Origin of the sequence: Pseudomonas sp. B10(2017), from assembly GCF_002113295.1 — a bacterium.
GTDB lineage: Bacteria > Pseudomonadota > Gammaproteobacteria > Pseudomonadales > Pseudomonadaceae > Aquipseudomonas > Aquipseudomonas pudica.
Map to the genome: position 1 here is coordinate 96,615 of NZ_NEJU01000018.1, position 25,615 is coordinate 122,229.

Genomic DNA, 25,615 nt, shown 5'->3' on the forward strand with positions numbered 1-25,615 from the left:
ATAACAGGACGGCACCGCCCAAGACAGCGGCCGTCAAAGGGACGCAAGCCGCCATGCAAGTGAAACACCTGCTGCTGATCGCCATCCTCGGGCTCACCGCGGCCTGTTCCTCCAATAAAGAAGTGATTGACGAGAACCTCAGCGAGGCCGAGCTGTACCAGCAGGCACAAGCTGACCTGGACAACTCCAGCTACACCAGCGCCGTGAACAAGCTCAAGGCCCTGGAGTCGCGCTACCCGTTCGGCCGCTATGCCGACCAGGCCCAGCTCGAACTGATCTACGCCAACTACAAGAACTCCGAGCCCGAGGCTGCCAAGTCGGCTGCCGAGCGCTTCATCCGCCTGCACCCGCAGCACCCGAACGTCGACTACGCCTACTACCTCAAGGGCCTGACCTCGTTCGACCAGGACCGTGGCCTGGTGGCGCGCTTCCTGCCGCTGGACATGACCAAGCGTGACCCGGGCGCTGCCCGCGACTCGTACAACGAGTTCGCCCAGCTGACCAGCCGCTTCCCCAACAGCCGCTACGCGCCAGACGCCAAGCAGCGCATGATCTATCTGCGCAACCTGCTGGCCTCGTACGAAATCCATGTGGCCGACTACTACCTGAGCCGCCAGGCCTATGTAGCCGCCGCCAACCGTGGCCGCTACGTGGTGGAGAACTTCCAGGAAACCCCATCGGTCGGCGACGGCCTGGCAGTGATGGTCGAGGCGTACCAGAAGATGCACCTGGACGAACTGGCCGCCACCAGCCTGGAAACCCTCAAGCTCAACTACCCGGACCACCCGAGCCTGGTAGATGGCGAGTTCCAGCCAAAGCAGACCGAGTCTGATGGCCGCGGCTGGCTGTCCAAGGCGACCCTGGGCCTGATCGAAACCGACACCCCGCTGCCGCCGGGCGAAACCCGCGCCAACCAGGACGTGGTCAAGCAGTTCCAGGACGCACGTGACGAAATGCCACGTGAGTTGCTGCCGACTGACGAGAACGGCGACCCGATCGTGCCGGAAGGGCCGAAGGAAGCCGAGAAGGACCGCTCCTGGTTCAGCTACATGACCTTTGGTCTGTTCGACTGATACGCAGCGGTACATGAAAGGGAGGCCTTGGGCCTCCCTTTTTTATTGGCCGCGTCCTAGACTGTCGGCTTCTTCAACCGACAAGCTGGACACCATGGTTCGCCTACTTTTCTGGATCGCCCTGATCGCCGCCGCGTTCTGGCTGTGGCGCAAGTTCAAAGCCAGCCAACAGTCGCACCCCGAGGCCAAGCTGGACGCGCCGCTGAAGATGGTGCGCTGCGCCCATTGCGGCGTGCACCTGCCCAATGACCGGGCGCTGCAGCAGGGCAACGAGTGGTATTGCAGCCAGGCGCACCTGCAGCAAGGCCCAGGCCGCCAGAACTGAACCTGAATCACCTGACCCCCTTCGCGGGCACGCCCGCTCCCACAGGAACCCTGCAGGCCTTGAGCCTTTTGCAGTACCTGTGGGAGCGGGCGTGCCCGCGAAGAGGCCAGTGAATCCAACATCACTTATCCCTCCCCGACCCTTTCGCACCATTTGCGACCCCACCCCCGCCGCCAGCATTGACCCACCCCGGCAAAACTCGCTAAATCCTATTTATCCGCATAAATATGAAAAATAGCGAAATGCTCAAACCCAAACGCAAACGCCAGAAGCTGTCCGATGTGATCGTCGAATCGGTAAAACGCTCGATCGTCACCGAAGCGCTGCACCCCGGCGACCGCCTGCCCACCGAGCGTGAGCTGATGGAGCATTTCGAGTGCTCCAAGGGTACCGCCCGCGAAGCGCTCAAGGCCTTGGAGGTGGAGGGCCTGGTCAGCACCCGCACCGGCCCGAGCGGCGGCGCCTACCTGAATGAAGTGGGGACCGAACCTGCCAGCCGCGCGCTGCGCAACTACCTGCATTTCCAGCACCTGGACGGCGAACAGGTCTACCAACTGCGCAAGGTCATCGAGGTGGAGCTGGCGGTATCGGTAATGGGCAAGCTGAGCGAAGCCGACTACACCGCGCTGCAGGCCAATATCGATTTCTGCAGCACCCCGGAAGACAGCGAGGAAGGCCAGCGCGAACAGCGCCTGGCGGAGCTGGAATTCCACACCCTGCTGGCCGACCGCTGCCCCAACCCGTTGCTGCGTTTCATGGCGGTGTTCCTCAACGACCTGCTGCGCGACCTGGTGGTGCTGAAAAAGGCCTACCTGCCCAAACGCCAGCAGTTCGCCGCTGCCAACATCGCCTACCACAAGCAATTGCTCATCGCCCTGCGCGCCAGCGACGAGCCCGCCGTACGCCGGCTGATGCACGAACACATGTGCGACGCCGAACACCACATGACCGCGCTGGAAGGCGAGGTTGCCCGCAACTTCCTGCTGGAGTTCGAACACAACCACTGATCCGCCTGGAAAGAGGCCTGCACACAGGCCCGGCCGTACCCGCTTTGTCATTGCCACTCCTGCCTAATAACCACAACCAAGGAGTTACTCATGCAAAGACGTACCCTGCTCAAGGCAGGCCTTGCCCTGGGTGCCTTAGGGAGCCTCCCCCTGGGGGCGCACCGGGCATTCGCCGACCAACCATTGACCTTCTATGGGCTCAAGTCCATGTCTGGGGCCTTCGCCAGCTACGGCAAGTACGCCGACATGGGTTCGCGCCTGGCCATCGCCGAGTACCCGCAACTGCTCGGCCACCCGCTCAAGTACAAGGTCATCGACACCGAAGGCAACGCCGGCAAGGCAGTGCGCAAGGTGCAGGAAGCCATCGGCCAGGATGGCGCCCGCTTCTTCCAGGGCTGCACGCTGTCGTCCTCGGCTCTGGCGGTGTCGAAGGAAATCCACAAGGCCGGCGGCGTGTTCATGACCCCGGTCGGCGCCGACGAAATCACCGGCAAGGACTGCAATGCCTCGACCTTCCGCTGGTCGGTGCCCACCTACGGCGCCATCCGCGAAACACTGGTGCCGATGATCCGACAGCTGCCACAGGCCAGGCGCTGGTACACCATCACCCCGCAATACGTTTTCGGCGATGCCCTGCTGGACAACGCCCGCAAGGTGTTCGCCGAGCTCGGCGTGGAACACATCGGCAACAGCTACCACTCGCTGCAGGAGCAGGAGTTTTCCGGCTACCTGACCAACGCCATCGCCGCCAGGCCTGACGTGCTGGTGCTGCTCAACTTCGGCAGCCAGGCGTCCAACGCCTTGCGCCAGGCAGTGAACTTCGGCATCAAGGAGCGCATGAAAGTGCTGATTGTGTGGTCCGCCGGCCTCGACCAGTTCCAGGAGCTGGGCAGCGACGTGCTCGAAGGCGTGTACCTGGGCGCGCAGTACTGGCACCAGGTCGATACCCCACTGAACAAGCAGCTGGTCGCAGCCACCCGCAAGGCCTATGGCATCAACCCCAACTACCCGCTGGCAGCCGACTACATCGGCACCAAGGTCATGCTCGAAGCCATCATCAAGGCCGGCAGCCTGGATGGCGCCGCCGTCTCCGCGGCGTTGCAGGGCATGCGCTTTCAGGGCCCCACCGGCGAAGAACTGATCCGCCCGGGCGACCACCAGGTGCTCAAGGATTACTACCTGCTGCGCGGCAAGCCCCAGGGGCAGATGCGCGACGAGGACGACCTGGCCGAAGTCATCAGCTCGGGCCGCTCGTTCGTCGAAGTCGACCACACCGGTTGCGCCCTGGCCTGAAGCCGCGGCGTCAGTCACAAACACTCGTACAGGCAGCCGCACCGCGCGCTGTCGAGGGCACGCTCATGCTCGATTTGTACCTGTTCCAACTGCTCAACGGCCTGGGCCTGGGGATGATTTACTTCCTCATCGCCGTGGGCCTGACGATCATTTTCGGCCTGCTCAACTTCGTCAATTTCGCCCACGGCGCGTTCTTCTTGCTGGGCGCATACCTGTGCTACACCGCCGTGGCCATTACCGGCAACTTCTGGCTGGCCCTGCTGATCGCACCACTGGTGGTGGCGGCGCTGGCCTGGGCGGTCGAGCGCCTGTTGATCAAGCGCATCTACCACCTGCCGCACACCTTCCAGATCCTCGTCACCCTCGGTATCGCGCTGATCATCCAGGAAGCCTCGGTACTGATCTGGGGCCCGGTGGGCAAGAACATCGCCGTGCCGCCGGAATTGCGCGGGGTGCTGATCGTCGGTGACTTCATCTACCCCTACTACCGGCTGTTCCTTATCGGTTTTGCCGCGCTGATCGGCCTTGGCCTGTGGCTGCTGCTGGAGCGCACCCGCTTCGGCGCCCTTGTGCGGGCCGGCAGCGAAAGCACCGAAACCGTGTCACTGCTGGGCACCAACATCTTCCGCCTGTTCTCCCTGACCTTCGCACTGGGCGTGGGCCTGGCCGGCGTGGCGGGCGTGCTGTTCGCACCGCTGCGTGGCGCCCAGCCCTTCGTCGGCCCGGAAATCCTCGGCATCGCCTTCGTGGTGGTGGTGATCGGCGGCATGGGCTCGTTCGGCGGTGCCCTGGTCGGCGGCCTGCTGGTGGGTGTGGTGCAAAGCATGATGACCAGCCTCTGGCCGCAAGGCGCCAGCCTGATGATCTACGGCGCCATGGCCGCAGTGATCCTGGTCCGTCCCTATGGCCTGTTCGGGAGAGCCTGAGATGAGCGAGAAAAACCCATTGCCAGTCGCCAAGGGGCGCGCCCCGGCGCTGCTGTTGCTGGTGGTCGCCAGCCTGGTGGCGCTGCCGCTGTTGCTGCCATCGGCCACCCTGGCCACCGAGATCCTGATCTTTGCCCTGGCGGCGCTGGCCTGCAACCTGCTGCTCGGCTACACCGGCCTGCTGTCGTTCGGCCAAGGCATCTTCTTTGGCGTGGGCGCCTATGGCGCGGCGCTGCTGATGATCCACCTGCAGTGGGGCATGTTCGCCGCGCTGCTTGGCGCAGCCGTGTTCGGTGCCTTCCTGGCGCTGCTGGTAGGCGCCCTGGCGATCCGCCGCACAGGTATCTACTTCGTCATGCTGACCCTGGCCTTCAGCCAGATGGCGTACTTCCTGGCCTACACCCTCAGCGGCTGGACCGGCGGTGACAACGGCCTGCTCGATGTGCCCCGGCCCAACATCGAAATCGCCGGCCATGTGCTGGTCGATCTGGCCGACCCACGGCACTTCTATGTGTTCGTCGCGGTGCTGTTCCTGCTGATCTTTGCTGGCGCCCTGCGGGTGATCCGCTCGCCATTCGGCAGCACCCTGCTGGCCATCCGCGAAAACGAGACCCGCGCTGCAGCAATCGGCTACGACACCCGCCACTTCAAGATCCTGGTGTTCATGCTGTCGGGCGCCATTACCGGTATCGCCGGGGCGCTGTACGCCATGCTGCTGCACTTTGCGCCGCTGTCGAACATCGACCTGATGATGAGCGAGAACATCCTGATCATGACCATCGTCGGCGGCACCGGCTCGCTGTTCGGCTCGCTGCTGGGGGCCGGCGCCATTGTGCTGCTGGGCGATGTGCTGTCGGAGCTGTGGCCGCGCTGGCTGATGCTGCTGGGGGTGATCCTGATCCTGGTGGTGGTGTTCATGCGTGGCGGCCTTTGGGGCGGCCTGGCCGAACTGGGCAAGCGCCTGCTGGCTAACCGCAATGCCGATGACAAACCCCAGGCCAAGACCAAGGAGACCCTGTGATGAGCGACTACCTCCTGGAAACCCGCCAGCTGGAACTGGCCTACGGCCCTTTCAAGGCAGTTGCGGGCGTCGACCTCAAGGTTCGCGCCGGCTCCATCCACACCATCATCGGCCCCAACGGCGCCGGCAAGACCAGCCTGTTCCACTGCCTGACCGGCGAGCGCCAGGCCACCGCGGGCAAGATACTGTTCAACGGCCAGGACATCATCCGCAAGCCTTCCCACGGGCGCGTGGCGCTGGGCATGGCCCGTTCGTTCCAGCTCACCAGCCTGTTCCAGAACCTGTCGGTACGCGAGAACCTGCGCCTGGCCGCCCAGGGCCGCGATGGCCTGGGTGCGCTGAACTTCTGGCGCAGCGTCGAGCACAAGCGCAGCCACTGGGACACCGCCGACCAGGTGCTGGAGCGCCTGAAGCTCACCGTCCGCGCCGAGACCCTGGCCGGCGAGCTGTCGCACGGCCAGCAACGGGTGCTGGAGGTGGGCATGTCGATCTGCGCCAAACCCACCCTGCTGATGCTCGACGAACCCACTTCGGGCATGGGCATCGACGACATCCCGGTGATGACCGACTTGATCAGCGACCTCGGCCGCGACCACACCGTGCTGCTGATCGAGCACAACATGAGCATCGTCATGTCGATCAGCCAGCGCATCACGGTGATGAGCCACGGCCAGATCCTGGTCGAGGGTACCCCTGAACAGGTGCGCAACGACGAGCGTGTCCGCACCGCCTACCTTGGAGAGGCCGCCTGATGCTCAACGTCGATTCGATCCATTCCTACTACGACAAGAGCCATGTGCTCGAAGGCGTCTCGCTCAAAGTGGAAGCTGGCGAACTGGTGACCCTGCTGGGGCGCAACGGCGCCGGCAAGACCACTACCCTGCGCAGCATCCTCGGCATCGTCCGCCCACGGCAGGGGCAGATCAGCTTCGACGGCCAGCAGTTGGTCGGCCGCGAAATCTTCGATATCGCCCGGCTTGGCATTGCCCTGGTGCCGGAGCACCGCGGCATCTTTCGCCAGCTCAGCGTGGAGGAGAACCTGAGGATTGCCGTTCGCAAGGACAGCCGCTGGCAGCTGGAAGACGTGTACGGCATGTTCCCGCGGCTGAAGGAACGGCGACGCAACGGCGGTTTCGCCCTGTCCGGCGGCGAGCAGCAGATGCTGGCCATCGCTCGCGCCCTGCTCAACGGGCCCAAGCTGCTGATCCTCGACGAGCCCACCGAAGGCCTGGCCCCGGTGATCGTCGACGAACTGGTGAGGATTCTGCGGCGGATCAAGGACGAAGGCCTGTCGATCCTGCTGGTGGAGCAGAACCTGATGGTCTGCGATGCCCTCGCCGACCGCCACTACGTGCTGGAGCAGGGCCGCGTCGCCTACCAGGGCAGTGCGGCGCAGTTCCGCGAGGACCCGAGCATCAAGAACCGTTACCTGGCCCTGAGTGCCTGATACAGGCCTCGTTTACCTGTACTGGCCTCTTCGCGGGTAAACCCGCTCCCACACCTGAAGGCAGTGATGTCCCTGTGGGAGCGGGCAAGCCCGCGAAGAGGCCAGTACAAGCAACCCAGTCATTTCAGGAGAGATGAACCATGAACACCCGCATCGTTCCCTCGCAGCACCTGCTCGGCCAGGGCCCGCTGGTCAACCGCGAACGCCTCTGGCAATCGCTGATGGACCTGGCACAGCTCGGCGCCACCGCCAAGGGTGGAGTATGCCGCCTGGCCCTGACCGACCTCGACCGCCAGGCCCGCGACCTGTTCGTGCGCTGGTGCGAAGACGCCGGCTGCACGGTCAGCATCGACGCCATCGGCAATATCTTCGCCCGCCGCCCGGGGCGCAACCCGGCCCTGCCGCCAGTCATGACCGGCAGCCACATCGACACCCAACCCACCGGTGGCAAGTTCGACGGTTGCTACGGGGTGATGGCCGGCCTCGAGGTGCTGCGCACCCTGAACGACCTGGACCTGACCACCGAGGCCCCGCTGGAAGTGGTGGTATGGACCAACGAGGAAGGCTCGCGCTTCCCGCCGTGCATGATGGGCTCGGGGGTGTTCGCCGGTAAGTTCGGCCTGCAGGAGACCTTGGCCAAGGTCGACGACCAAGGCCTGTCGGTAGGCGCGGAGCTCCAGCGCATCGGTTACGCAGGCCCACGCGTGCCCACCGGGCATGCGGTCGGTGCCTACTTCGAGGCGCATATCGAACAAGGTCCGGTGCTGGAAGACCAGCGCACCACCATTGGCGTGGTCCAAGGCTGCCTGGGACAGAAATGGTTCGACCTGGTACTGACCGGCGTCGAGGCCCATGCCGGCCCCACCCCGATGCACCTGCGCAAGGATGCCCTCGTCGGCGCCGCCGAGGTGGTGGCTGCGGTCAACCGCGTGGCCCATGCCCACCAGCCGCATGCCTGCGGCACCGTCGGCTGTCTGAACCTGCACCCGGGCTCGCGCAATGTCATCCCCGGCCGGGTGCAGATGACCATCGACCTGCGCCACCTCGACCCCGAGCACCTCGCCACCATGGTCAGCGAAGTACGCGCGGCCATTGAAACCAGCACGGCAAGGCACGGGTTGAGTTACGAGCTGACGCCAACCGCCGACTTCCCGCCGCTGTATTTCGCCGAGCAGTGCGTGGACGCCGTGCGCCAAGGCGCGCGGGAGCTGGGCCTGAGGCACATGGATATCGTCAGCGGCGCCGGCCACGACGCGATCTTCCTCGCCGAACTGGGCCCGGCCGGGATGATCTTCGTGCCCTGCGAGGGCGGCATCAGCCACAACGAAATCGAAAATGCCGCGCCACAGGACCTGGCCGATGGCTGCGACGTGCTGCTGCGCGCCATGTTCCAGGCCGCCACCCAGGGAGCCCATTGAGATGACCCAGAAAACCGCGATTGGCGAGTTCACCGCCGTCGAACTGCTCGAATTGTACCAGCGCCGCCAACTGTCACCGGTCGAGGTGATCGACGATGTGTTGGCGCGCATCGACCTGCACAACCCGGCAGTCAACGCCTATTGCCATGTCGACGGCGAAGGTGCCCGCGTCGCCGCCCGCGCCAGCGAACAGCGCTGGCAGCGTGGCGAGCCCTGCGGCCGGCTGGATGGCGTACCCGCCTCGATCAAGGACCTTACCCTGACCCGTGGCATGCCCACACGCAAGGGCTCGCGCACCACCTCGGGCGCCGGCCCGTGGGAAGCCGATGCGCCCTTCACGGCCTTCATGCGCGAAGCCGGCTCCGTGTTGGTGGGCAAGACCACCACGCCGGAGTTCGGTTGGAAGGGGGTGACCGACAACCCGCTGTACGGCATTACCCGCAACCCGTGGGATACCCGGCTGACCGCCGGCGGCTCGTCTGGTGGCGCCGCGGCAGCAGCCGCGCTGAACCTGGGCGTGCTGCACCAGGGCAGCGATGCCGGCGGCTCTATTCGAATCCCTTGCGCCTTTACCGGCACCTTCGGCATCAAGCCGACCTTCGGCTACGTACCGCAATGGCCGGCCAGTGCCATGACCGTGCTGTCGCACCTGGGGCCGATGACGCGCACCGTCGACGATTCGGTACTGATGCTCGACTGTGTAGCCCGCCCCGATGCGCGTGACGGGTTGGCCGGCGCCCCCAGGCAGGCGCCGTGGCTGGGCCAGGACCAAGACCTGAGCGGCCTGCGCATCGCCTACAGTGCCAACTTCGGTTACGTGCAGGTCGACCCGCAGGTCCAGGCACTGGTGGCCCAGGCCGTGCAGCGCCTGGCACGGCTGGGCGCACAGGTTGAGGAAGTCGACCCAGGGTTCGGTGACCCGCTGGAGACGTTCAATACCCTGTGGTTTGCCGGGGCGGCGCGGTTGGCCGGTGCGTTCAGCGATGAACAGCGAGCGCTGCTTGACCCAGGGCTGCGCCGGATTGCCGAACAGGGAGCGCGAATCAGCCTTGGCGAATACACCCAGGCCCTGGAGGCACGGGCAGATTTGATCGCGAAAATGAATGCCTTCCACCAGCGTCATGACGTACTGGTATCGCCGATGCTACCGCTGGTGGCATTCGAGGCCGGGCACAATGTGCCGCCTGGGTCGAGGATGACGCAGTGGATGGAATGGACGCCGTTCAGCTATCCCTTCAACCTGACTCAGCAGCCGGCGGCTTCGGTGCCGTGCGGGTTCACCCGCGAGGGGTTGCCGGTGGGGCTGCAGGTGGTGGCCGGGCGCTTTGCCGATGAGCAGGTGCTGCGGGTGTGCAAGGTCTATGAGCAGCATTACCCTAGCCGGCACTTGCAGGCACCGATTACCGGCTGAAATGTCTACTTGCCTCTCCGGCCCTTTCGCGGGTAAACCCGCTCCCACAGGGATCGCACAGTTTTCGAAACCTGTGATGTACCTGTGGGAGCGGGTTTACCCGCGAAGAGGCCCTCAGTTCAATCGCCCGGCTGGCGCATACGGCGCCGGGTCAATGATCGGCTCTGCCCCGGTCAACAGGTCGGTAAACAGCTGACACGAAGCCGGCGCCAGCACCAGCCCGTTGCGGTAATGCCCGCAGTTCAACCACAACCCCGCATGCCCCGGCACCGGCCCGATATACGGAATACCTTCCGGCGACCCCGGCCGCAGCCCGGCCCAGTGCGCCACCACCGTGGCCCCCTCGAGCTCAGGCAACAACTCCACCGCCGAGGCCCTCAGGCTCTCCAACGCCTCCTCGGTCGGGGTCTTGTCATACCCGGCATACTCAAGCGTGCTACCTACCAGAATATGCCCATCCCGCCGAGGGATCGCATACCGCCCCTTGGCCAGCACCATGCTCGGCAGGAAGTCTTCGACACATTTGAACAAAATCATCTGGCCCTTCACCGGCTCCACTGGCAGCTCCAGGCCGAGCGTACGCAGCAGGTCGCCACTCCAGGCGCCGGCACTGAGCACCACCTCATCCGCCGCAAGCACGCCGTCTGCCGTCTGCACACCGGTCACGCGGCCGCCTTGCTCGGCGAAACCGGTAATCTGGCAGTGCTCTCGCAAGGTCACGTTGGGCAACGCCAGCAACGCAGCCTTGAGCGACTTCACCAGGCGCGGGTTGCGCACGTTGGCCACGCCGGCCATGTAGATGGCACGCTTGAAGCCCGGGCCCAGCACCGGCACCGCGTCATAGGCCGCCGAGATATCCACGGCACTCAGCGGCCGCTGCTCACGCTCGGCCCAGGCCAGCGCTTCGGCTTCGTCGTCCAGGTCGAGCCAGTACAAGCCGGTGGTGTGCACCTCGGGATCAACGCCTGTGCTGGCGAACAAACGCTCGCCCAGCTGTGGATAAAAGTCTTGCGACCAGTGTGCCAAGGCGGTCACGGCCGGGCTGTAGCGCCACGGGTACAGCGGCGAGACGATGCCACCGCCGGCCCAGGACGACTCGCGGCCGACTTCCCCCTGATCACACACCACCACCTGCCCGACCTTCGCCGCCAGGTTGAATGCCGTCAGCAGGCCAATCACCCCGCCACCGACCACCACTACTTGCTTGCTCATCTGTCGATCCAACACCTGAAGTAAATCCGCGATGCGCCGGGCATCATTCAATCTTCAGCTTCCCCAGCAGTGCACACTGTCTTCGACGGCACCCGGATTGCGCTGCACGCCGGCCTGGTCGAGCTGGAAATCGCCACAGCGGTCCTGCGCCATCAGCCCGCTCGGCAGCCGCCGGGCGCGCAGCGTGAAGGTGTCGCTGTCGCGCTGGGCCTGCAGGCTGTAATAGCGGGTACCGCCAGGCAAGGCAGGGTCGCCCTCGGCGTAATGGCCAGTGCGTACGCGGTGGCGCTCCAGGCGCAGGGCGGCGTCATGCAGCAGGCCAACCACTTCGCTGCGCGCGGCTCGCCGTAGCTGGTCGCTGTAACTGGGGTAGGCAATGGCTGCCAGAATGCCGGTCACGGCCAGCACAATCAACAGCTCGATCAGGCTCAAGCCTTGCTGCATGTCAGTCTCCTCGCAATCTCTGGCGCCAGGCAATGCGCCGGGTCGTGTCCTCACCCATGGCATAGACCGCTTCCAGCACATGCCGTGACTGGGTTTGCAGGCTTACGGCGGTGACGCGGTACAGGGTGACCTGCTGCCCTTCCGGCATATGCGCGGCGTATTCGCTGGTACCCAGATTCTGCAAATGGAAGTAGCCGGTTGGTGTGCGCTGCCACTGCCCCTTCAGGTCATGCGGTCGAGTTGGTGGTGGGCACGCTTCACAAGGGTCGGGGGGAGCCCGTTCGAGCTCCCCAGCCCCTGCCAGCAACGTGGCCTCGGCCTGCTCCAGCGCCAGCAGGCCTTCGCTCAGATAGCCGGTCATCCGCGTTTGCGCCAGCGCATCACGCAGGGCGGATGCCGCAAGCAGCCCCAGCAGCAGGCTCAGGACCAAGGCCAACAACAGGACAATGCCACGCTGACGACTCATGAGGCCGGCACCGGGTTGCGGATTGCGACGCTCAGTTCATGGTGCTGTTCGAGTTCGAGCGTGGGTTCGTAAAGCGTCAGGGCAATATCCACCCCCTCACCCTGTGCCATTTGCACACGCTGCAAACGCATTGACCGCACATTTTCAACCAGCGGCTGGAAATTGCTGTCGTTGCGTTTGAATCTCAGCGTATTGCCCTTGAGTTGGTAGACATATCTGCTGATGGGGTAAACCTGTGGGTAGCCCTCCTTCAACTCATCGTCCACAGACACTTTGCTAGTACAGTCCGTGTGCAGGAACCACTGCGGCCCCCCGGCTTGCCCAGGTAACTCCGCAACGACCAGGCTGAGGGTGGTTGCTTCGACTTCCATCGGCCGGGCGAATGCGTGCTCTGCGCTCGTACTGCCGAAGTGCTTTGGCTGCAGTCGCAAGCAGCCGAACATCCCGGTCATGCGGATATCCTGGGCCATTCGCAGCAATGCCAGGCGAGCCTCATCCTGCATGCGTACTGCCGTGCTTTGCAGCCGCCAGGTATGGTGGGCCGAGGTAAATAGCTGGCTGGCCGCCACCAACAGCAGCAACCCGATGGTCAGCGCCAGCATCAGCTCAAGCAAGCCGAAACCACGTTGGGCGCGGCTCATGGTCGCGCCCTTTCATGCTCACTGTGCGCCGCCATTGCCGCCTGCCCATCGCGGCGCGCGTCCTCCGCAGCCTGCAATGCCTGCAGTTGCAGGCCTGCCGCTGCGAACATGCCCACGGCCACCACACCCACCGCCAACAACACTTCCAGAAGCGTCATGCCTCGTTGTCTTGCGTGCATCCCTGCACCTCCTGCGACTTTTCCTGCAATTGCATTGAACCCGGGCGACTGGACCGCCAGTCCAACGACCGTGAAGCTACAGCCAAGCACTTCCAGGGAGGAATGCACGGTGAAGCAACGAGGTGTAACACTGATTCAAATGTTGTCGGCCTTGGGCGTGGCCGTATTGCTGACACAGCTTGGCATGCCGGCCTACGCCAGGTTGAGCGACGACCTACACAGGGCGGCAGCCGCACGAGACCTGGCGCAGGCGCTGCGCAGTGCGCGCAGCCATGCCATGTTGCAAAACCAGCCGGTGCTGGTGCAGGCATTGGACGGTAATTGGGGAAATGGTTGGCGGGTGATGCTGGAGCATAACCAGCAGGTGCTGCGTGAGCAGCGCCTTTCACGGCCACTGAAGATCACGAGCAACCGCGGCGAGCAACTGAAATTCAGTGCGCAGGGGGTTCCGCTTGGGGCAACCGGTAATTGGTTAGCTTCAACGATGGAGATTTGCGAGCGCTTGACCGCAACTAGCCAGTATCAAGTGGTGATGGCATCGACTGGCAGGGTCAACGTACAGATGGGAGAGCCAAAAAAATCCCGATGCAAAGACACCACTAGCAGATCAGCGCGGTCAACGTAGGAGCGGCCTTGTGTCGCGAACGGGCCGCAAAGCGGCCCCGGCAATATCAGCTCTAACGCTGAAATCCTGGGGCTGCTTTGCAGCCTGCTCGCGACACAAGGCCGCTCCTACAGTGGGATCGCGCAAACTGCGGTCAGATCAGCGACCGAACCCGCAGCTCCTTGGGCATGGAGAAGGTGATGTTCTCTTCCCGCCCATCCAGCTCTTCAGCACCGGTAGCGCCCCAGGCCTTGAGCTGCTCGATCACGCCACGCACCAGCACCTCAGGGGCCGACGCACCGGCAGTGATGCCGACCCGCGCCGTCTGGTCGAACCAGCCACGCTGCAGGTCCTCGGCACCGTCGATCAGATAGGCCGGGGTGCCCATGCGCTCGGCCAGCTCGCGCAGGCGGTTGGAGTTGGAGCTGTTCGGGCTGCCGACCACCAGTACCACGTCGCACTCGTCCGCCAGTTGCTTGACTGCGTCCTGGCGGTTCTGGGTGGCGTAGCAGATGTCGTCCTTGCGCGGGCCGCCAATGTTCGGGAAGCGCGCACGCAGGGCGTCGATGACGCGGCTGGTGTCGTCCATCGACAGCGTGGTCTGAGTGACGAACGCCAGGTGGTCCGGGTCCTTCACCTGCAGGTTGGCAACATCCTCCTCGTCTTCGACGAGGTAGATGGCGCCACCGTTGCTGGCGTCGTACTGACCCATGGTACCTTCGACTTCCGGGTGCCCTTCGTGGCCGATGAGGATGCACTCACGGCCGTCGCGGCTGTACTTGGCCACTTCGATGTGCACCTTGGTCACCAGCGGGCAGGTGGCATCGAACACTTTCAGGCCACGGCCAGCAGCTTCCTGGCGCACGGCCTGGGAAACCCCGTGGGCACTGAAGATGACGATGACATCGTCCGGTACCTGGTCCAGCTCTTCGACGAAGATGGCACCGCGGTTGCGCAGGTCTTCCACCACGAACTTGTTGTGCACCACTTCGTGACGCACATAGATCGGCGGGCCGAAGACTTCCAGCGCGCGGTTGACGATCTCGATCGCCCGGTCGACCCCCGCGCAGAAGCCGCGAGGGTTGGCGAGTTTGATTTGCATGCTCGGCTCCAGGCTTACAGGGCCTTCACCTCGAGGATCTCCACCTCGAAGGTCAGGGTCTTGCCAGCCAATGGGTGATTGAAGTCGATGGTCACCTGGTCGTCATCGAACGCTTTGACCACACCCGGCAGCTCGGTGTTGGCGGCGTCGTTGAAGATGATCAACAGCCCTTCGGACAACTCCATGCCCTCGAACTGGGACCGCGGCATGACTTGTACGTTCTGCGGGTTGGGCTGGCCGAAGGCGTTTTCCGGGGCCACCACCACGGTACGCTTGTCACCGCCCTTGAAGCCGAACAGGGCGTTCTCGAAACCTGGCAACAGGTTGCCATCGCCAACCTTGAAGGTGGCCGGGGCCTTGTCGAACGTGCTGTCGACGGTGTCGCCGTTTTCCAGGTGCAGCGCGAAGTGCAGGGTGACTTCGGTGTTCTGGCCGATACGGGTGTCAGTCATGGACCGGATCCTCGGACTTCTTGCTCTTGAACATATCCAGCGCCAGCATCACCGCACCAACGGTGATGGCGCTGTCGGCCAGGTTGAAGGCCGGGAAGTAATGGCGGTTCTGCCAGTGCACCAGGATGAAGTCGACCACATGGCCGAGCACGACGCGGTCGTACAGGTTGCCGATCGCGCCACCCAGCACCAGCGCCAGCGCCACGGCCAGCCAGGTCTCGTTGCGCCCCAGGCGCTTGAGCCACACCACCAGCACGGCACTGACCACCACGGCGATCAGGGCGAACAGCCAGCGCTGCCAGCCGGAGCTTTCCGCCAGGAAGCTGAACGCCGCGCCGGTGTTGTAGGCCAGGGTCCAGCTGAAGTAGTCAGGGATGACTACAACCTGCTGGTACATGGTCAGGGCATTGTTGAAATACAGCTTGGTGGCCTGGTCGAGGACCAGTACCACCAGGCTCAGCCAAAGCCATGCAAGGCGCCCGAAGCGCCCCGCTGCAGGGTTAGGCATAGTGACGCACCTCGCCCGAGCCGCTCAGGTTGTCGACGCAACGTCCGCAGATTTCCGGGTGCTCCGGGTGGCTGCCGACGTCTGCGCGGAAGTGCCAGCAACGGCCGCACTTGGCGTGGCCGGACTTGACGACCTGCAGCTTGAGGCCTTCGACTTCGGTGGCCACTGCTTCGGCCGGCGCCTGCGCGAACGGCAACACGCTGGCGGCCGAGGTGATCAGCACGAAGCGCAGTTCATCGCCCAGCTTGCCCAGGTCGGCGCTCAGGCCTTCGTCGGCGTACAGGGTGACTTCGGCCTGCAAGTTGCCACCGATGACCTTGGCGGTACGCTGGTTTTCCAGCTCCTTGTTGACCGATGCCTTGACGGCCATCACGCGGTCCCAGTAGGCGCGGTCCAGTTCGGTGCCTTCCGGCAGCTCGCTCAGGCCTTGGTACCAGCCGTTGAGCATTACCGACTCGTTGCGCTCGCCTGGCAGGTACTGCCAGATTTCGTCGGCGGTGAACGCCAGGATCGGCGCGATCCAGCGCACCAGCGCCTCGCTGATGTGGTACAGCGCGGTCTGGCACGAACGGCGGGCGACGCTGTTGGCGCCGGTGGTGTACTGGCGGTCCTTGATGATGTCGAGGTAGAAGCCGCCCAGTTCCTGTACGCAGAAGTTGTGCACCTTGGAGTAGACGTTCCAGAAACGGTACTCGCTGTAGTGCTCTTCCAGCTCGCGTTGCAGCAGCAGGGTGCGGTCTACGGCCCAGCGGTCCAGCGCCAGCATGTCTTCCGGGGCCAGCAGGTCGCGGGCCGGGTCGAAGCCGGACAGGTTGGACAGCAGGAAGCGTGCGGTATTGCGGATACGGCGGTAGGCGTCGGCGCTGCGCTGCAGGATCTGCTCGGAAACGGCCATTTCACCGGAATAGTCGGTAGCGGCAACCCACAGGCGCAGAATATCTGCACCCAGGGTGTTGTTGACCTTCTCCGGCTCGATGGTGTTGCCCAGCGACTTGGACATCTTGCGGCCGTTCTCGTCGACGGTGAAGCCGTGGGTCAGCAGCTCGCGGTACGGCGCGTGGCCGTCGATGGCGCAACCGGTCAGCAAGGACGAGTGGAACCAGCCGCGGTGCTGGTCGGAACCTTCCAGGTACAGGTCGGCACGCGGGCCGGTGGCGTGGCCGATGTCGTGCGAACCACGCAGCACGTGCCAGTGGGTGGTACCCGAGTCGAACCACACGTCCAGGGTGTCGGTGATCTTGTCGTACTGCTCGGCTTCAGCGCCCAGAAGTTCGGCGGCGTCCAGCTTGAACCAAGCCTCGATGCCTTCCTGTTCGACACGTTTGGCCACCGCTTCCATCAGCTCGACGGTGCGTGGGTGCAGCTCGCCGGTCTGCTTGTGCAGGAAGAACGGGATCGGTACACCCCAGTTGCGCTGACGCGAGATGCACCAGTCCGGGCGGTTGGCGATCATCGAATGCAGGCGCGCCTGACCCCAGGCCGGGACGAACTTGGTGTCCTCGATGGCTTTCAGTGCTCGCTCACGCAGCGGCTCGCCGGTGGTCGGCTGCTTGTCCATACCCACGAACCACTGCGCGGTGGCGCGGTAGATCAGTGGGGTCTTGTGGCGCCAGCAGTGCATGTAGCTGTGGCTGATGGTTTCGGTGTGCATAAGCGCACCGACTTCGCTCAGTTTCTCGACGATGGCCGGGTTGGCCTTCCAGATGAACTGGCCGCCGAAGAATGGCAGCGAGTCGATGTACACGCCGTTGCTCTGCACCGGGGTAAGGATGTCGTCGTTGACCATGCCGTAGCGCTTGCAGGTAACGAAGTCGTCTTCACCGTAGGCTGGCGAGGAGTGCACCACGCCGGTACCGGCACCCAGTTCGACATAGTCAGCCAGGTAGACTGGCGACAGGCGGTCGTAGAACGGGTGGCGGAAGTTGATCAGTTCCAGTGCCGAACCCTGGGCGGTAGCGATGACCGAGCCTTCCAGGCTGTAGCGCTTGAGGCACGACTCGACCAGTTCTTCGGCCAGAACCAGCAGGCGCTCCCCGGTGTCGACCAGGGCGTACTTGAACTCCGGATGGATGTTCAGCGCCTGGTTGGCCGGGATGGTCCACGGGGTGGTGGTCCAGATCACGATGGCGGCCGGCTTGGCCAGCGACGCAAGGCCGAAGGCAGCAGCCAGCTTGGCCTCGTCGGCTACCGGGAAGGCAACGTCGATGGTCTGCGATTTCTTGTCGGCGTACTCGACTTCCGCCTCGGCCAGGGCCGAGCCGCAATCGAAGCACCAGTTCACCGGTTTCAGGCCCTTGAACACGAAGCCTTGCTTGACCATCTCGGCCAGGGCGCGGATTTCGCCGGCCTCGTTGGCAAAGTTCATGGTCTTGTACGGGTTGTCCCAGTCACCCAGCACGCCCAGGCGGATGAACTCGGTCTTCTGCCCTTCGATCTGCTCGGCGGCGTACTCGCGGCACAGCTCGCGTGTACGGTCGGCGGACAGGTGCTTGCCGTGAGTGACCTCGACCTTGTGCTCGATCGGCAGGCCATGGCAGTCCCAGCCCGGTACATACGGCGCATCGAAGCCGGCCAGGGTCTTGGAACGGACGATCATGTCCTTGAGGATCTTGTTCAGCGCATGACCGATGTGAATCTTGCCGTTGGCATAGGGCGGGCCGTCGTGCAGGACGAACTTTGGACGATCCTTGCCAATTTCGCGCAGCTTCTGGTACAGGCCAATGCTGTCCCAGCGCTGCAGGATCTGCGGTTCGCGCTGAGGCAGGCCGGCCTTCATGGGGAAGGCGGTGTCCGGAAGGTTAAGCGTGGCTTTGTAGTCGGTCATTTCAGGCTCTTCGTTAGCGGTTGAGCGTGCCAATGTGCACGTGCGGCGGCGATATCCGCATCGATCGCCGACTTCAGCGCCTCCAGGGAGGCGAATCGCTGCTCTTCACGCAGCTTGTGGTGGAACTCCACCGTCAGGCGCCGGCCGTAAAGGTCGCCGGCATAGTCCAGCAGATGAATCTCAAGGTGCGGGCGCCCGTCACCGGCAACGGTGGGGCGCACGCCGATGTTGCCGACACCCGGCCAAGCCTTGCCGTCGATTTCGATGCTGGCCAGGTAGACCCCGGACAGCGGCACGCGGCGGCGCTTGAGTTGGATGTTGGCGGTAGGTGTGCCGAGCTGGCGGGCCAGCTTCTGGCCATGCAGCACGCGGCCGGTGATGCGGTATGGGCGGCCCAACAGGTGCTCGGCCAGCTCGAAGTTGCCTTCGGACAGGGCATTGCGCACTTCGGTGCTGCTGACCCGCAGGCCGTCCTGGATCACAGTGTTGGCAGCCTCGACGGTGAAGCCGTACTGCTCGCCGGCCTCGACCAGAAAGGCGAAGTCGCCGGCGCGGTCGCAGCCGAAGCGGAAGTCATCGCCCACTTCGAGGTGACGCACACCCAGGCCGTCGACCAGGATGGCCTTGACGAAGGCATCTGCACTGAGCTTGCTCAGGCGCTGATTGAATGCCAGGCACAGCACCCGGTCGATACCCTCGGCCGCCAGCAGCTCGATCTTGTCGCGCAGGCGCGCCAGGCGGGCCGGCGCGGTATCGGGGGCGAAGTACTCGCGTGGTTGCGGTTCGAAGATCACCACGCAGGTCGGCAGGCCCAAGGCCTGGCCGCGCTCGCGCAGGCGCGCCAGGATCGCCTGGTGGCCGCGGTGAACCCCGTCGAAGTTGCCAATGGTGGCGACACAGCCCCGGTGCTCGGGGCGCAGGTTGTGAAGACCTCGAACCAGCTGCATAACGCGCTTCTTGCTCATAAAGTGGCCGATTATAACCACACCCGGGCGCCGGTGACAGGCAGCAGCGCCCAAGGGCGGCGTGGAATGCGAAAAACCGACGCCTGACCCGCCCGATGCCTTAGTGCAAAGCCTTGCGGGCGAAATGCCGAGGCCGGAAGCCGCACAGGTACAGGCAGCCGAAATAGGTCACGACGCCCGCAAGTACCAGAACCCCAAGGCGCAACAGGCGCTCGAGCATGTTGCCCTGTTCCCAGGCCGGCAGGTAATGCATGCCGGCCAGCAACACCGCCGACATCAGCCCCACCGCCAGCACAAGCTTGAGCAGGAACATCGCCCAGCCTGGCTGCGGCTGGAACAGCTGCTGGCTGCGCAGCTTCCAGAACAGCAGGCCGGCGTTCAGGCAGGCCCCCAGGCTGATCGCCAAGGCCAGGCCGGCATGCGCAAGCGGGCCGATCAGGGCCAGGTTGAACAGTTGGGTGCAGACCAGGGTGAATACCGCGATCTTCACTGGTGTACGGATATTCTGCTGTGCATAGAAGCCGGGTGCCAGTACCTTGACCAGAATGATCGCCAGCAAGCCCACGGAGTAGGCAATCAGCGCTTTCTGGGTCATGGCTGCGTCGACGGCAGTGAACTTGCCGTACTGGAACAGCGCCACGGTCAGTGGCTCGGCGAGGATGGCCAGGGCCAGGGTGCAGGGCAGCACCAGCAGGAAGCACAGGCGCAGGCCCCAGTCGAGGATACGCGAGTACTCCTCGCGGTCCTTGTTGGCGTAGGTCTTGGCCAGGGTAGGCAGCAGAATGGTGCCCAGGGCCACGCCCAGCACGCCGGAAGGCAGCTCCATTAGGCGGTCGGCGTAGTACATCCACGACACCGAACCGGCCACCAGGAAGGAGGCGAAGATGGTATTGATGATCAGCGAGATCTGGCTCACCGACACCCCGAGGATCGCCGGCAGCATCTGCTTGAGCACCCGCCACACACCGGCATCACGCAAGTTCAGGCGTGGCAGCACGAGCATGCCGATCTTCTTCAGCGCTGGCAGCTGGTACAGCAACTGCGCAAGGCCGCCCGCCAGCACGCCCCACGCCAAGGCCATGATCGGCGGGTCGAAATTCGGCGTGAGCAGCACGGCGAAGGCGATCATCGCCACGTTCAGCAGGGTCGGGGTAAAGGCCGGCACCGAGAAACGGTTCCAGGTATTGAGGATCGCTCCGGCCAGGGACGACAGCGAGATCAGCAATATATAAGGAAAAGTCACGCGCAACAGGGCGGTGGTCAGCTCGTATTTCTCGGCGCTGTTGACAAAACCTGGTGCGGTCGCCCACACCACCCACGGCGCCGCCAGGATGCCGATGGCGGTCACCAGCGCCAGAACCAGGGTCAGCAGGCCGCTGACATAGGCGACGAAGGTGCGGGTCGCCTCCTCGCCTTGCTGGGTCTTGTATTCGGCCAGGATTGGCACGAAGGCCTGGGAAAACGCGCCCTCGGCGAAGATGCGCCGCAGCAGGTTGGGCAGCTTGAAGGCGATGAAGAAGGCATCGGTGGCGATGCCGGCACCGAAAACACGCGCCAGGATGGTGTCGCGGACAAAGCCCAGCACCCGCGAAATCATGGTGATCGAGCTTACCGCAGCCAGGGATTTGAGCAGGTTCATCGAAAAGATTCACGCCAAGGCCAGAGGACGCTGCCAGACAGCGTCCGAATGTGCGATACTCCCGCGCCTTCGCAGGGGAGCCAAAAATTCCCGAGTTTACAGGTCGCGCAGCAGAAAGGAATATTTCCCTCTTGTTGGCGCACCGCTCGGCGGAACCTTGCAGGTGGCCTTGACATCCGTTCGACTGATCGGCATGATTCGCGGCCTATTTTGTTTGCTATTTACCTAAAGTCTTTCGAGGAGCTCGACGGTGGCCAACACACCTTCCGCCAAGAAACGTGCAAAACAGGCTGAGAAGCGTCGCAGCCACAACGCCAGCCTGCGTTCCATGGTCCGCACCTACATCAAGAATGTAGTCAAAGCCATCGACGCAAAAGACGCCGAAAAAGCGCAAGCCGCTTACGTTCTGGCTGTGCCTGTAATCGACCGTATGGCCGACAAGGGCATCATCCACAAGAACAAGGCTGCTCGTCACAAAGGCCGTCTGAATGGCCACATCAAGGCGCTGAAAGAAGCTGCAGCTGCCTAAGCGACGTGCTAGTCGAAAAGCCGACCCCAGGGTCGGCTTTTTGTTGCCTGCGATTTGTGCAAGCATCCCGCCCAGTTGATTACGATCGGCTTTTTGTAGGAGCAGCCTTGTGCTGCGAATGAGCTGCATAGCAGCCCCAGGCTTCAGCTGACAGCGGACATTGTCGGGGCTGCTACGCAGCCCATTCGCAGCACAAGGCTGCTCCTACGGAAAAGCGCAAGGCTGCACTTGGCAGCCCTGCCTCCACATCACTTGGCTATCTGAATCTTCGGCGCCCACTGCAGCCATTCATCCTCGGCCTTGTCGAACAAGGCGAACGTCTGCTGCGGCCGTGCCGGGTTGCCCATCTGCTCACCATCCGGCGTGGCAAAGGCGATACCGCCGTCGATCATGGTCTCAACCGACTCGGTACGCACCGTAGCCCCCTTGAACAGCCCCCAGTCGAAACCGAAGCCGCTGCTGTTCCAGAAGCGGCTACCGCTGCGCACCAGGGCCGCATAGCGCGGTTCGATCAGGATATGGATCAACACGCGGTCAGCGCTCTGGCCCAACTCGAAGCCCGTAACCTTGCCCACCGCAACCTCACGGTAGGTCACCGGCACGCCCGGCTTGATCGAGCCACGGCGCGGGGCGCTCAGCGTCAACGGCAGGCCGACTTCAGGCCCTGCCACCTGCGGGGCGTCGGCCAAGGCGATGAAATCGCGCTGCGGGCCACGGTCCTTGGCAGCCGGCTGCACCTCCAGATACTGCCCGCCCACCAAGGTGTCGAGGTTCTGCGTGCGCACCAGGCCAAAGGCGGGCTTGACCACCCAGAACTGCGTACCGACGCGGGCGATTCGATCCGCCGCTTCGGTAATGCGCGCCCGCAGCAGCACCGCCTGCAAGTCATCGGTCAGGTCGACGCTCTCGATGCTGCCCACATCCAGGCCGCGGAAGCGAATTGCCGTACCTGGCTTGAGGCCGTCGGCACGGTCCACACGAATGGTGATCAACGTACCTGCGCGGTTGACCGCGTCCTGGCTGTCATGCAGGCGGAAGCGTGGGATGTGGCGCTTGAGCGGAACATCGGGCCGTGGCGTGTCGAACGCGATACCACCAGCCATCAGGGTCTGCAGTGATTCACTCTTGATCTTTATACCCGACAGACCGCCCGTAAGGGTGATACCACTGACGTTCCAGAAGCGCGACGAACCGTTGACCAGCTTTTCGTATTCCTTCTCGATATGCACACCGATCAGGATGCGATTGCTGTTGCGGGCAAACTGGTAGCTTTGCACGCTACCCACCTTCACCTGGCGGTACATGACCGGGCTACCGACTTCCAGCGAACCCAGGGTGTCGGCGAACAGCACCATGTGCAGGCCTGGCGCCTTGAGGTCGAGCGGCGGCGCCTTGGCGCGGGCTTCGAACTCACGCTCTGGCCGCGCCCCCTTGTCACCTGGGCGAATGGCGATGTAGTTACCCTTGACCAGCGCCTCCAGGCCGGTGATACCCGCCAGGGAAATCGACGGTTTGACCACCCAGAACTGCGTGCCCTCGACCAGATAATCCTCGGCCAACGGGTCCAGCGTAAGCTCGGCCGATGCGCTGGCCAGGTTGTCTGCCATTGTCAGGGCTTTGAGCGAGCCCACCTGGATGCCCTTGTACATGACCGGTGTACGGCCCGCCTGCAGGCCCTCGTAATCGCTCAATTTCACCTTTACCCGGATACCGGCCTGGGCCGCATCAAAGTCCTCATACAGACGGAACGGCAGGTTCGAGTCGGTAGGTGGGCTGTCCTTGCGGTGTTCCGGCGTGGCAAAGGCGATACCACCGGCAACAATGCTCGACAGCGATTCGCTACGCACTTTCACGCCCGAGAGCGAGGCATCTATGCTGACGCCGCTGGCATTCCAGAAACGCGTGTGCTTGCGCACCAGGCTGGCATAGGCCGGCTCGATGAAGACTTTGATTTCGACAGTGCTCTGGTCCTCGGACAGGCGGTAGCTTTTCACCCGGCCAACCTGGATCTGCTTGTAGAACACCGGGCTGTCACGGTTGAGCGACCCCAGCCGCTCGGCCTTGAGGGTAAGGTGCAGGCCCGGCTCAGTATCCGACAGCGGCGGCGCCACCTTCAACGCGGTAAAACGCTTGGTACGTTCCCCCTCGCCCGGGCTGACGGCGATGTAGTTGCCTGACACCAGTGTTTCAAGGCCGGAAATACCGGCCAGGCTGACGCTCGGCTTTACCAGCCAGAAACGCGTACCTTTGGTCAGGTGAGGCTCGGCAGCCTTGTTCATCTCGATGGTGGCGATCACCCCCTGGTTATCACCCTTGGCGTCGAGCACCAGGCTTTTGACCTTGCCAACAGGCATGCCCTTGTAGATCACCTCGGTCTTGTTGGCGACGATACCCTCGCCTGACTCGAAGCGGACTTCAATTTCCACACCGGCATCACGATAAGCCTGCCATGCAAGCCAGCCACCGATCATCAAGGCGATCAAAGGCAGGATCCATATGGCCGACCAGTTCGAGGCTGGGCGGGTTTTAGCCGTTGGCAGGTCACTCATGGTCGTCATCCGACTCCGTGTTATCCCAAATCAGTCGGGGATCGAAAGTTAAAGCGGCAAGCATTGTCAGGATCACCACAGTTGCAAAGGCGACAGCGCCCAGGTTGGCTTCGACACTGGCTATTCGGCCGAAATTCACCACCGCCACCAGGATGGCGATGACAAAGATATCGAGCATGGACCAGCGCCCAATGAATTCGATGAAGCGGTACATCAATATCCGTTGCCGCGCCGAAAGCGGCTGCCGGCGCTGAACTGAGTACAATAGCAAGCCGATGCCCACCAGCTTGAACGTAGGCACCAGGATACTGGCAATGAACACCACCGCAGCAATGGGCACCATGCCATGCTTGAGCAAGGTTATGACGCCGGACATGATCGTGTCGGGGCTGCCTTGGCCCAGGGTGCTCACAGTCATGATCGGCAGCATGTTGGCCGGGATATACAGGATCGACGCGGCAATCAGCAGCGCCCAGGTACGCGCGATGCTGTTCGGCCGACGGGCATGCACGATGGCACCGCAGCGTGTACAGGTTTGTGAAGTGCTGTCTGGCTGTTGCCTGTTCAGCTCGTGACACTCATTGCAGACAAGAATGCCTGCATCAATCGCCCGCATGCAGGTCCTCCCCCGATAGCGCACTCCAGATCTGGTGCGGTGACATCACCACCTCGAGCCACACCTGGATCAATAACAGGCTGATGAAGCAGAACAGCCCCAGGCCCACAGTCAGCTCGGCCAGGTCCACCAGCTTGACGATGGCCACCAGCACGCCCATGAAATAGACCTCGAGCATGCCCCAGTCACGCAAGTGGTGATAGATGCGGTAGAACAGCAGGCCGAAACTACGCCCCACGTTCAGGCGGATGCTCAGGAGCACGAGCAGCTGACAAAGCAGTTTTGCCAGAGGGATGGCCATGCTGCACAGGAACACCACCACAGCTACACCGCGCATTTCCGAGTTGTACAGGCCCAGCACGCCGCTCCAGACGGTATCGTCCGATGTCTGGCCAAGCAGGTGCAGCTGCATGATCGGCAGGAAATTGGCAGGCACAAACAGCAGCAAGGCGGTGAGTACCAGGGCCAGGCTGCGGTTGACCACATTGTGCCGATGGGCGTAGAGCTCGTAGCCGCAGCGCGGGCATTGGGCCTTCTCATCATGCTGGAGCACAGGCTTGCGCAGCAGCAAGTCGCATTCATGGCAGGCGACAAGCTGGTCCAGCGGCAACTGGGCCAAGGTTTCAGGTTCGACAGGATTGGGCATATAGCGCTTCTGAATAGGTGCGTGGGCCTATTCTAGTGTTCTGGCTCGAATTGTGGGAGTTATGGGAGCGGGCAAGTCGAGGCATCGAACCGCCGCGAAACCGGCAACGCGGTGGATGGCACCGGCTTTGCCGGTGTCCGCGGGTGAACCCGCTCCCACAGAGCGGGGGTGCAGGCCTGGGATTGGTAGGCCAGAAAGACAAAACCCCTACCTGCATACGCAGATAGGGGTTTTGCGAAATGAATCTTGACGATGACCTACTCTCACATGGGGAAACCCCACACTACCATCGGCGATGCATCGTTTCACTGCTGAGTT

26 protein-coding genes are annotated in these 25,615 nt (G+C 63.5%); 12 read left to right on the top strand and 14 right to left on the bottom strand.

What is annotated here, in order from left to right; all coding sequences use genetic code 11:
• Nucleotides 1-53: 53 nt before the first annotated feature.
• From CAF92_RS20300 to CAF92_RS20345, 10 genes are all read left to right on the top strand, one after another.
• Nucleotides 54-1,073: an outer membrane protein assembly factor BamD gene (locus tag CAF92_RS20300; RefSeq protein ID WP_015268855.1), complete on the top strand. Its 1,020-nt coding sequence runs from the start codon at nt 54-56 to the stop codon at nt 1,071-1,073.
• A gap of 94 nt (nt 1,074-1,167) precedes the next feature.
• Nucleotides 1,168-1,398, top strand: a complete 231-nt coding sequence (locus tag CAF92_RS20305) for a PP0621 family protein (protein ID WP_046617024.1) — start codon at nt 1,168-1,170, stop codon at nt 1,396-1,398.
• Between the two features lie 242 nt (nt 1,399-1,640).
• Entirely contained in the window at nt 1,641-2,405 is a 765-nt protein-coding gene (locus CAF92_RS20310; protein ID WP_085601754.1) for a FadR/GntR family transcriptional regulator, read from the top strand.
• A 90-nt stretch (nt 2,406-2,495) separates the two neighbouring features.
• Nucleotides 2,496-3,698, top strand: coding sequence for an ABC transporter substrate-binding protein (locus CAF92_RS20315; protein ID WP_046617022.1), 1,203 nt, complete (start codon nt 2,496-2,498; stop codon nt 3,696-3,698).
• Nucleotides 3,699-3,763: 65 nt separating this feature from the next.
• Nucleotides 3,764-4,624 carry a branched-chain amino acid ABC transporter permease gene (locus tag CAF92_RS20320; RefSeq protein WP_039614952.1) on the top strand — a complete coding sequence of 287 codons (861 nt, stop codon included), beginning with the start codon at nt 3,764-3,766 and terminating at the stop codon, nt 4,622-4,624.
• A 1-nt stretch (nt 4,625) separates the two neighbouring features.
• On the top strand, nt 4,626-5,645 hold the full coding sequence (locus CAF92_RS20325; protein ID WP_085601755.1) for a branched-chain amino acid ABC transporter permease: 1,020 nt from the start codon (nt 4,626-4,628) through the stop codon (nt 5,643-5,645).
• On the top strand, nt 5,645-6,397 hold the full coding sequence (locus CAF92_RS20330; protein WP_085601756.1) for an ABC transporter ATP-binding protein: 753 nt from the start codon (nt 5,645-5,647) through the stop codon (nt 6,395-6,397). Before CAF92_RS20325 ends, CAF92_RS20330 begins: the two co-directional genes overlap by 1 nt.
• Nucleotides 6,397-7,092 carry an ABC transporter ATP-binding protein gene (locus CAF92_RS20335; protein WP_085601757.1) on the top strand — a complete coding sequence of 232 codons (696 nt, stop codon included), beginning with the start codon at nt 6,397-6,399 and terminating at the stop codon, nt 7,090-7,092. The genes CAF92_RS20330 and CAF92_RS20335 overlap by 1 nt, the downstream gene beginning before the upstream one ends.
• A gap of 140 nt (nt 7,093-7,232) precedes the next feature.
• A complete protein-coding gene (locus tag CAF92_RS20340; RefSeq protein ID WP_085601758.1) occupies nt 7,233-8,510 on the top strand; it encodes a Zn-dependent hydrolase in 1,278 nt (425 codons plus the stop codon).
• Between the two features lies 1 nt (nt 8,511).
• Complete coding sequence (locus CAF92_RS20345; protein ID WP_085601759.1) at nt 8,512-9,921, top strand: amidase; 1,410 nt, start codon at nt 8,512-8,514, stop codon at nt 9,919-9,921.
• A 114-nt stretch (nt 9,922-10,035) separates the two neighbouring features.
• Here CAF92_RS20345 and thiO read toward each other — a convergent pair whose 3' ends face one another.
• Genes thiO through CAF92_RS20370 form a run of 5 tightly spaced genes read right to left on the bottom strand, consistent with a single transcriptional unit; the run spans nt 10,036 to nt 12,863 of the window.
• Nucleotides 10,036-11,133 carry a glycine oxidase ThiO gene (gene thiO, locus CAF92_RS20350; RefSeq protein ID WP_085601760.1) on the bottom strand — a complete coding sequence of 366 codons (1,098 nt, stop codon included), beginning with the start codon at nt 11,131-11,133 and terminating at the stop codon, nt 10,036-10,038.
• 54 nt (nt 11,134-11,187) lie between these two features.
• A complete protein-coding gene (locus CAF92_RS20355; RefSeq protein WP_085601761.1) occupies nt 11,188-11,577 on the bottom strand; it encodes a type IV pilin protein in 390 nt (129 codons plus the stop codon).
• Nucleotide 11,578: 1 nt separating this feature from the next.
• Nucleotides 11,579-12,043, bottom strand: coding sequence for a hypothetical protein (locus tag CAF92_RS20360; RefSeq protein ID WP_046617014.1), 465 nt, complete (start codon nt 12,041-12,043; stop codon nt 11,579-11,581).
• Entirely contained in the window at nt 12,040-12,684 is a 645-nt protein-coding gene (locus CAF92_RS20365) for a PilW family protein (protein WP_085601762.1), read from the bottom strand. Before CAF92_RS20365 ends, CAF92_RS20360 begins: the two co-directional genes overlap by 4 nt.
• Nucleotides 12,681-12,863: a prepilin-type N-terminal cleavage/methylation domain-containing protein gene (locus tag CAF92_RS20370; protein ID WP_046617012.1), complete on the bottom strand. Its 183-nt coding sequence runs from the start codon at nt 12,861-12,863 to the stop codon at nt 12,681-12,683. The genes CAF92_RS20365 and CAF92_RS20370 overlap by 4 nt, the downstream gene beginning before the upstream one ends.
• Nucleotides 12,864-12,972: 109 nt before the next feature.
• On the opposite strand from CAF92_RS20370, the gene CAF92_RS20375 reads away from it, so the two are divergent.
• Nucleotides 12,973-13,488, top strand: a complete 516-nt coding sequence (locus CAF92_RS20375; protein ID WP_046617011.1) for a GspH/FimT family pseudopilin — start codon at nt 12,973-12,975, stop codon at nt 13,486-13,488.
• Between the two features lie 133 nt (nt 13,489-13,621).
• Here CAF92_RS20375 and ispH read toward each other — a convergent pair whose 3' ends face one another.
• From ispH to murJ, 6 genes are all read right to left on the bottom strand, one after another.
• Entirely contained in the window at nt 13,622-14,569 is a 948-nt protein-coding gene (gene ispH / locus CAF92_RS20380) for a 4-hydroxy-3-methylbut-2-enyl diphosphate reductase (RefSeq protein ID WP_013970753.1), read from the bottom strand.
• A 14-nt stretch (nt 14,570-14,583) separates the two neighbouring features.
• Complete coding sequence (fkpB, locus tag CAF92_RS20385; protein WP_003258215.1) at nt 14,584-15,021, bottom strand: FKBP-type peptidyl-prolyl cis-trans isomerase; 438 nt, start codon at nt 15,019-15,021, stop codon at nt 14,584-14,586.
• A complete protein-coding gene (gene lspA / locus CAF92_RS20390) occupies nt 15,014-15,529 on the bottom strand; it encodes a signal peptidase II (protein WP_025337596.1) in 516 nt (171 codons plus the stop codon). Before lspA ends, fkpB begins: the two co-directional genes overlap by 8 nt.
• On the bottom strand, nt 15,522-18,353 hold the full coding sequence (gene ileS / locus CAF92_RS20395; RefSeq protein WP_085601763.1) for an isoleucine--tRNA ligase: 2,832 nt from the start codon (nt 18,351-18,353) through the stop codon (nt 15,522-15,524). Before ileS ends, lspA begins: the two co-directional genes overlap by 8 nt.
• Nucleotides 18,350-19,300 carry a bifunctional riboflavin kinase/FAD synthetase gene (gene ribF, locus CAF92_RS20400; protein ID WP_046617008.1) on the bottom strand — a complete coding sequence of 317 codons (951 nt, stop codon included), beginning with the start codon at nt 19,298-19,300 and terminating at the stop codon, nt 18,350-18,352. Before ribF ends, ileS begins: the two co-directional genes overlap by 4 nt.
• A 118-nt stretch (nt 19,301-19,418) precedes the next feature.
• The gene (gene murJ, locus CAF92_RS20405) at nt 19,419-20,957 is read right to left on the bottom strand and encodes a murein biosynthesis integral membrane protein MurJ (RefSeq protein ID WP_085601764.1); all 1,539 of its coding nucleotides are present in this window, start codon (nt 20,955-20,957) and stop codon (nt 19,419-19,421) included.
• Between the two features lie 250 nt (nt 20,958-21,207).
• On the opposite strand from murJ, the gene rpsT reads away from it, so the two are divergent.
• Complete coding sequence (rpsT, locus tag CAF92_RS20410) at nt 21,208-21,486, top strand: 30S ribosomal protein S20 (protein WP_003247625.1); 279 nt, start codon at nt 21,208-21,210, stop codon at nt 21,484-21,486.
• Between the two features lie 248 nt (nt 21,487-21,734).
• Here the strand turns inward: rpsT and CAF92_RS20415 are convergent, their stop codons facing one another.
• The 3 genes from CAF92_RS20415 to CAF92_RS20425 are packed head-to-tail and all read right to left on the bottom strand — an operon-like array spanning nt 21,735 to nt 25,297.
• The gene (locus tag CAF92_RS20415) at nt 21,735-24,035 is read right to left on the bottom strand and encodes a PqiB family protein (protein WP_046617006.1); all 2,301 of its coding nucleotides are present in this window, start codon (nt 24,033-24,035) and stop codon (nt 21,735-21,737) included.
• Nucleotides 24,028-24,651, bottom strand: coding sequence for a paraquat-inducible protein A (locus tag CAF92_RS20420; RefSeq protein WP_015268842.1), 624 nt, complete (start codon nt 24,649-24,651; stop codon nt 24,028-24,030). Before CAF92_RS20420 ends, CAF92_RS20415 begins: the two co-directional genes overlap by 8 nt.
• Nucleotides 24,638-25,297 (bottom strand): paraquat-inducible protein A, encoded by a 660-nt coding sequence (locus CAF92_RS20425; RefSeq protein ID WP_085601765.1) that lies wholly within the window; start codon nt 25,295-25,297, stop codon nt 24,638-24,640. The genes CAF92_RS20420 and CAF92_RS20425 overlap by 14 nt, the downstream gene beginning before the upstream one ends.
• Between the last annotated feature and the right edge of the window lie 318 nt (nt 25,298-25,615).